This is a genomic window from Aeromicrobium sp., assembly GCF_047607065.1.
In the GTDB taxonomy this organism is placed as follows: domain Bacteria; phylum Actinomycetota; class Actinomycetes; order Propionibacteriales; family Nocardioidaceae; genus Aeromicrobium.
In genome coordinates this window covers 1-7,386 of record NZ_JASGDU010000026.1, presented here as the reverse complement: position 1 = coordinate 7,386, position 7,386 = coordinate 1, and the positions used below count along the sequence as shown (strand labels likewise).

Sequence of the window (7,386 nt, the reverse complement as noted above, 5' to 3'; positions counted from 1 at the left end):
TATACGCAGCCACATCCAACACACCACTCAAGTCATCCACCAACACCGCCGGATCACCAACAGTGAAATCCGTCTCACCCACATTCGTCGCCGTCACCGTGTACTCCACCGTGTCACCCACCGCCGCAGCACCATCATTACCATCAGCCGACGACACCTTCTCCACCTCCAGACAACTACCCGGCGTGGTCAGTTCAGCGGAGTTGTCGTCGGCCTCCACATAGGACCAGTCATCGATATACCGGTTGTTGCCGAACGAGGAGGTGCTATAGGACCATCCGTGGACGCCGCCGGTGCTGTCCGTGCCGCCTGTGTCGGAGGTGGTTCCGCTGGTGAAGTTGGTGTCATCCCAATAGATATTCGGATCGGGGCTGTCCGGGCCGTTCTCCCGGATCAACTCGATGCTGCGGCCCTCGACATCGGTCTGCACCACGTGCACCTCACCAATGCGATCGAGGTGGACCCGCACGTTCATCGCCGTGCACGCGGAAATCTCATTGCCTTCGCCGTCAAGGCCATCGAAGTCGTACTCGATCGGCTCACCGGCGGCACCGAGATGGATGTCACGGTCCACCGAATCGTCGTAGTCACCATCACCGTTGACGTCGATCTGCAGGTAGTAGCCGCCAAAGAAGTTGTCGCCGAGGTCATAGGTGAACGTGCCGGCCGCAGTCGAGGCGCTGGTCGGGGTGTACGCGAGGCCGATGTTCGACAACACGTCCTCGGGGTCGACCGGGTCCGGCTTGATGACCTGCGTACCTGCCGTGCTGGTGCTCGTATCCCAGATCGGTGCGGTCACGGGGAGATCTGCCGCAGGTTCTTCGAAGAAGACCCGGTAGGGCACCGCACAGGGGATCGTCGGCTTGCCGGGGTTAGTCGGTGCCTGGAGCGATTTGTACGAGGGCGTACACATGTCCGCATCAGCGGTGTCGGTGCCGGAGGCCATGCCTACGGGCAAACCCAACGACGTGGCTTCGACCGTGGAATTGATGCCGTTGTAGTTACGCAGAGTCAGCGCGTACTGATAACCGCTGTCGTTGAGCAGCCAGAAGTTCAGGGTCTTGAGATAACTCGAGCCACCACTCTGTTCCATCGAGTAGGCCGAGGTCCAGGCCCGGCCCGGGATCTCACTCACACCGGTGGGCAGAGTCACACTACGAGGGTTGGTGCCCGCAGGAATCTGCGGGTCACCGTCGTAGGCCGAGAGCGACCAGTTCTGCCCCCCCCCCGGCGACAACACGCCACACGCCCGCCGTCGCGGCTGTCGCCTGACGCGACGTGGAGACCGCCGAGGAACTCGAGGCGACGCTGCCGCTGTATTGCGTGCCGTCGGGTGCGGTGACGATCGCAGTACCGCCATTGGCCCAGTAGTGGAACCACTCGCCCTCGTCGACCCAGATGTAGTAGACGTTACCCGACGCCACACCGTAATTCGTGGTGTTCGGGCTAACGTTGTCCTCGACCCCCACCGCCTGAGCCGGAGCGGCCCCCAAGCCGAAGAACGCCACCACAGCGATCAGAGCCAGCGCGAGAACCTGTCGAACGTGGAGCACATGGGAGCGTGACATGAATATCCTCAAAGAAAAGGCAAAAACCTGACGAGTCGCTACGGGACAGTGTAACGGCTCCATACGGATGCGTCGCAGGTTCTCAGTGGAAGGAGTCGCCACAGGCGCACGAGCCGGTCGCCATCGGGTTGTCGATGGTGAAGCCCTGCTTCTCGATGGTGTCGACGAAATCGATGGAGGCACCGTGCAGGTACGGCAGGCTCATGCGGTCGACGACGACGTTGACACCGTCGAACTCGCGGATCTCGTCGCCGTCGAGCGAGCGCTCGTCGAAGAACAGCTGGTACCGCAGGCCCGAGCAGCCGCCGGGCTGCACGGCGATGCGCAGGGCGAGATCGTCGCGGCCCTCCTGCTCCAGCAGGCTCTTGACCTTGGCGGCAGCGCCTGCGGTCAGCGTGACACCGTCGGCCGGGGCGCTGGACTGGATTTCGACATCGGTGGTGCTGTCGACGCTCATGTCATCTCCTGCGATAAAAGGGTGGACTGTCTCAGTCAACCGTGCTGCGGCACGATCTGTTCCCTCGCCATCGTACGGCTTCCTCATACCGACCAGGTACGGGCGACTCTCCTGGCGAGATCTTCCAGGGAGCCGTGCGGATCGGCGAGGGCCGCACTCTCGCCGAGGAGGTCGGTCAGGGCATAGGCCGACTCGACACCCATCGCCCGCATCTCGCGCGCGCCCACGTCGACCCGCCCGGCAAGCACGATGCACGGCCGGGCGCGGCGAGCCGCAGCCTGGGCAACCCCGAAGACGGCGGTGCCGGAGCGGGAGGCGACGTCGTAGGCACCCACCCCGGTCACCACCAGGTCGGCTCCGGCCAGCGCATTGTCGAAGCCCAGGGCATCGAGCACGACCTCGACGCCGGGCCGCAGATCGGCACCGAGGACCGCCAAAGCGAATCCCAGACCGCCCGCCGCCCCCGCACCGGGCACGTCGGCGATCCGCCGCTCGGACGGCAGGCGGCCGCACACGGCATCGACGAAGGAGTCGAGCAGCCGGTCGGCCCGCCACAGCTGCTCCTCGCTCAGGCCTGTGCGCCGTCCGGAGGTGCGTGCGGCACCGAACAGGCCCAGCAGGGGCGCGGTCTCGTCAACCGCCGCGATCAGGTCGATACCGGCCAGACGCGCTCGGGCAGCCGACAGGTCGACACGGCCGGTGATCCCGTCCAGGCCCTCGGGGCCGGCATCCAGCGTCACCTCCGCCGTAGCGCCGAGGCCGGCGAGCAGGCCCGCTCCCCCGTCGAGGGTGGACACGCCGCCCAGGCCCACGACAATCCGCCGAGCGCCCGATTCGGCCGCCGCAGTGATCGCCTGACCGATACCGAGGCTCGATGCCCGCATCGGATGCTCCTGCGGTTCCAGCCCGCGACCACAGGCCTGCGCCGACTCGATGTAGACGCTCGATCCGGCCCGCACCAGCCCGACAGGCATCGGTGTACCCAACGGACCGGCCACGGTGACGACATCGACGCTGCCACCCAGTGCAGCGGCGAGGACCCCGGCGAATCCGGGTCCCGCGCTGGCCACCGGGAGGCAGCGCACCGTGTCGGCGGGCACCTGGCGACGCCATCCGCGCGCTATCGCCGAGGCGGCCTCGGCGGCGCTCAACGTTCCGGCGAACTCCTCGGGCGCGATCAGCACCCGCATGTCACGCCGCGAGTGCCTTCTCGGCCGCAGCCAGCAGCACGCAGGTCGCCAAGGCCTGCATTGCCTGCTCCAGGTCCGCCTGCGACGGGAAGGACGGGGCGATGCGGATGTTGCGGTCGCGCGGATCGGACTTGTACGGGAACGACGATCCGGCCGGGGTCAGCGCCAGGCCGATCTCCTTGGCCAAAGCGACGACGTGCGCGGCCGTGCCGTCGACGACGTCCAGGCTCACGAAGTAGCCGCCCTTCGGCCGGGTCCACGTGGCGACGTCGTGCGGGCCGAGCCGGTCGGTCAGCACCCGCTCGACGATGGCGAACTTGGGTGCCAGGATCTCGCGGTGCCGCTCCATCAGGGCGAGCACGCCGTCGGCGTCCTTGAAGTAGCGGGCGTGGCGCAGCTGGTTGACCTTGTCCGGCCCGATGGCACGGAAGCCCGCGTGTCCGGTGTACCAGGCCAGGTTCTCCGGCGAGCCGCCCAGGAACGACACACCGGCACCGGCGAAGGTGATCTTCGAGGTCGAGGCGAACACGAGGGGACGGTTCGGATGGCCCGAGGCTGCACACGGGCCGACGATGTCGGCGCTCTTGACCCGCTCGTCGCTCAGGTGGTGCACGGCGTAGGCGTTGTCCCAGTAGATGCGGAAGTCCGGTGCGGCCGTCTCCATCGCGGCCAGTTCGGCGGCCACCGCCTCGCTGACGACCGCTCCGGTGGGGTTGGCGTAGGTCGGCACGATCCAGATGCCCTTGACCGCCTGGTCGGCGACGTGCTCGCGCACCTGATCCATGTCGGGACCGTCGTCGCCGAGATCGACCGGGATCAGCCGGAACCCCAGGTGCTCGGCGAGCGCGAAGTGCCGGTCGTAGCCGGGCGAGGGGCACAGGAAGGCGATATCGCCCTGATCGCGCCACGGCTCGGGCGATTCGGGCGTGCCGTGCAGCAGCGCGAAGGACAAAGTGTCGTGCATGAGCGCGAGGCTCGCGTTGTCGGCGGCGAGCAGTTGCTCGGCGGGCAGGCCGAGCAGGTCGGCGAAGATCGCCCGTAACTCGGGCAGGCCCAGCAGCCCGCCGTAGTTGCGCGTGTCGGTGCCGTCGGCGGCCCGGTAGTCGGCACCCGGCAGGCTCAGCAGTTCGGCGGACAGGTCGAGCTGCTCGGGGGCCGGCTTGCCGCGGGTGATGTCGAGGGACAGCCCGGCCTCGCGCAACGCCGCATAGGCCCGCTCGGTCTCGGCGTGGAAGGCGGACAGGGCTTCGGGACTCAGGGAGGTGGTGAGGCTCACGCGGTCAACCTACCCTCTCGCCACCCGATCCCCCAGAGGACTCGGCAGCCCGCCCCTGCCCCAGGCCGGGTCAAGACAGGTGCGGCGCGCCCCACAGCGCGAGCCACTTGGACAGGTCGGCCTCGACCGGGACGTCGGCGGCCACGATACCGCGCACCTGGAGTTCGAGGGCGTTGTCCCGGCGCTGCCCGCCCGCCGGCGCGAAGGGATAGAAGGTGCCACGCTTGAACAGGTAGACCAAGGCCAACGGACCGCCGGCAGGCGTGCGGAACACGACCGTCGAGCACAGCAGGGAACTGCCGAAACCGGCCTGGTCCAGCCCGGAGTTGACCGCGTGCAGATCGGTACACAGGCCCGGCGCGTCGCCGACTCGGGTAACGCTGAGCCAGCCGAAGCCGAAGGAATCCGTGGACCGCTCGACCGTAGCGGTGCCGTCGAGTCCGACGAGCTGCTCGGCCTCGGCCACCGCGGCGTCGTCGGCCGTGCCCTCCACATCGCGGTAGCAGACCGCGCCGGAACCGGTGAACGAGAAACCCTGAGCCTCCAGCGACAGCACCGCCTGCGGCACCTGGAACAACACGTCCAGGTCGGCCTGCGGCGGCGTCGTGCGACCGAGGATCGCATCGAAGAATCCCACGTCAGTGCTCCCCCAGCTCGGCGCTGATCTGCGACAACTGCGCCAGCCGCTTCTCCAGCGGCGGATGGGTCGAGAACAGCTGGGAGACGCCGCCGGCGAAGAAGAACGCGCTCACCGCCCCGGTCTCGCGCAGGTCCTCAGTCGGTATCTGGGCCATCTCCCCGGTGATCTTCGACAGCGCCGAGGCCAACTGCGACGGGCGGCCGGTCAGGTAGGCACCGGAGCGGTCGGCGCTGAGTTCGCGGTAGCGCGACAGCGCCCGCGTCAGCACGAAACTCAACGCATAGACGACCATGCTGACCATGAAGATGACGATGAAGGCCAGCGCGCCGTTGCGATTGCGGTTGCCGCCGCCCAGGTGCAGGCCCCAGCGGGTGATGAGACCGGCGAGCATGCCGAGCGTCGAGGCGACGGTCATCACCGTGACGTCGCGGTTGCCGACGTGCGCGAGCTCGTGGGCGAGGACGCCCTCCAGCTCGTCGGCGTTGAGCCGCTGCAGGATGCCGGTCGTCACGCAGACCGCCGAGTGGTTCGGCGAGCGCCCGGTGGCGAAGGCGTTGGGAATGTGGGTCTCGGCGACGGCCACGCGCGGCTTCGGCATGTCGGCCAGCGCGCACAGCCGGTCGATCATCGCGTGCAGTTCGGGGGCCTGTTCGGGCGAGACCTCGCGGGCACCCATCGACTTCAAGGCGAGCGTGTCGGAGAAGTACCACTGACTCCAGGCCATGCCGCCGACGATGAGCACCACGACGACCGCGCCGCCGGGCTGATCGCCGTAGACGGACAGCAGCACTGCGGCGAAGGCCACATAGAGGGCACCGAGGGCGAAACTGACCCCGCCCATGCGAAAGGTCAGCCCGGTGTCACTGCGGAAGCGATTGCGGGCCACGCCCATCCCCCTCCTCGACAACCGGCCCGCCGAAGGCGCGATCCCAGGCCGTGCTGTCGGTGACGTCGGTCAGCTCGTCGTAGGCCGAGGCGGTGGCCTCGGCCTCGCGGGTGCGCCGGTCAACCTCGTCCAGTTCACGAGCGACGTCGCCGTGGTCGCGCTGGGCGTGGTGCATCTGGCTCTTGGCCGACGCCGCCGACTCGCGGGCGATCAGGGTGTCCTTGCGGATCCGGAAGTCCTCGATCTGCGTCTGCACCTGGTCGGCGGTGGCGGTGAGGCGTTGTTCGTCGGCCAGCAGGCTCTCGTGCCGCCCGGCGAGGTCGGCCACGGCCTTGTCGAGGGTGACCTTGCGGGCCAGCGCCGCGCGCGCGCCGTCGTCGTTCCCGGCGGCCACGAGCCGCTGCGCCTCCGCGTCGAGATCGGCGGTCTGTTGACGCAGCCGACCCAACTGCAACTCGACGCGCCGCCGGTTGGTGGCCAGGTCGGCCAGCGATCGGCGCAACTGCGCCAGCGTCGCCTGCTGATCGCGCACCGTCTCGTCGATGCGATCACGCCAGCCCTCGGCGTCGCCATCTCGGCGAGAGCGGGCAATCCGCCGCATTCGGTCCCACAGCCCCATGACTGCAGCCTACGGCCTGCACCCACGCCGGTAGGATGGGTGCCCGTGAGCGAGAACGAGGAGACCACCGCCAAGAAGGGCCGCCCGACCCCGAGCCGCAAGGAGGCCGAGGCGGCCCGCCGCGAGCAGCGCAAGCCCGCGATGACCCGCAAGGAGCGCCTGGAGAGGGAGCGCAAGCAGCGTCAGGAGATTCGCTCGAAGCAGCGCGAGGCACTCAACAGCGGCACCGGCGACTACCTTCCGCCGCGCGATCAGGGTCCGGTCAAGGCGTTCGTACGCGATTACGTCGACCGCCGCTACACCGTGGCGGAGTTCCTGCTGCCGATCCTGATCCTCATGCTGATCGCCAACCTCGTCGGGCAGAGTCTGCTGAGCGCGGCGGCGCTGGCCAACAGCATGTCGCTGGTCTGGAGCGCCATGATCCTCGGCACGCTGGCCGACGAGATCCTGCTCGTGCGCCGCTTGAAGAAGCACCTCAAGGAACGCTTCCCCGACACCTCACACAAGGGCACCACGTCCTACGCGGTGCTGCGCAGCAGCCAGATCCGTCGCTTCCGCCTGCCGAAGCCGACCATCGACCGCGGCGGTGAGTTCAAGAACCACTACTGAGCCTGCGGTGGCGGGTCATTTCGCCCTTCGAGGCTCGTCGCAAGCTCCTCGCACCTCAGGACCCGGCTCGCAAGCTCGCACCACAATGACCGGGTTCCGCCTATCTGCGGAATCACTGAGTCCCGCTGGTCGGTGAGTCGG

General features: G+C 68.2%; 9 protein-coding genes. 1 reads left to right on the top strand and 8 read right to left on the bottom strand.

The window, feature by feature from the left end:
* The 8 genes from QM597_RS04120 to QM597_RS04085 form a co-directional block, all read right to left on the bottom strand.
* Positions 1-1,153: hypothetical protein (locus QM597_RS04120; protein ID WP_415003604.1), on the bottom strand; the 1,153-nt coding region annotated here is incomplete at its 3' end.
* Between the two features lie 34 nt (positions 1,154-1,187).
* Positions 1,188-1,568: a hypothetical protein gene (locus QM597_RS04115; protein ID WP_415003603.1), complete on the bottom strand. Its 381-nt coding sequence runs from the start codon at positions 1,566-1,568 to the stop codon at positions 1,188-1,190.
* 82 nt (positions 1,569-1,650) lie between these two features.
* Positions 1,651-2,025, bottom strand: a complete 375-nt coding sequence (locus tag QM597_RS04110; protein ID WP_415003602.1) for a HesB/IscA family protein — start codon at positions 2,023-2,025, stop codon at positions 1,651-1,653.
* Between the two features lie 83 nt (positions 2,026-2,108).
* The gene (locus QM597_RS04105; RefSeq protein WP_415003601.1) at positions 2,109-3,215 is read right to left on the bottom strand and encodes a glycerate kinase; all 1,107 of its coding nucleotides are present in this window, start codon (positions 3,213-3,215) and stop codon (positions 2,109-2,111) included.
* A 1-nt stretch (position 3,216) separates the two neighbouring features.
* The gene (locus QM597_RS04100) at positions 3,217-4,491 is read right to left on the bottom strand and encodes an aminotransferase class I/II-fold pyridoxal phosphate-dependent enzyme (RefSeq protein WP_415003600.1); all 1,275 of its coding nucleotides are present in this window, start codon (positions 4,489-4,491) and stop codon (positions 3,217-3,219) included.
* 70 nt (positions 4,492-4,561) lie between these two features.
* Positions 4,562-5,128 carry a PspA-associated protein PspAB gene (pspAB, locus tag QM597_RS04095; RefSeq protein ID WP_415003599.1) on the bottom strand — a complete coding sequence of 189 codons (567 nt, stop codon included), beginning with the start codon at positions 5,126-5,128 and terminating at the stop codon, positions 4,562-4,564.
* 1 nt (position 5,129) lies between these two features.
* Entirely contained in the window at positions 5,130-6,017 is an 888-nt protein-coding gene (htpX, locus tag QM597_RS04090) for a zinc metalloprotease HtpX (RefSeq protein ID WP_415003598.1), read from the bottom strand.
* Positions 5,992-6,636, bottom strand: a complete 645-nt coding sequence (locus tag QM597_RS04085; RefSeq protein WP_415003597.1) for a PspA/IM30 family protein — start codon at positions 6,634-6,636, stop codon at positions 5,992-5,994. Before QM597_RS04085 ends, htpX begins: the two co-directional genes overlap by 26 nt.
* Positions 6,637-6,681: 45 nt before the next feature.
* Between QM597_RS04085 and QM597_RS04080 the strand changes: the two genes are divergently transcribed.
* Positions 6,682-7,245 (top strand): DUF3043 domain-containing protein, encoded by a 564-nt coding sequence (locus tag QM597_RS04080; protein ID WP_415003596.1) that lies wholly within the window; start codon positions 6,682-6,684, stop codon positions 7,243-7,245.
* Positions 7,246-7,386: the final 141 nt, after the last annotated feature.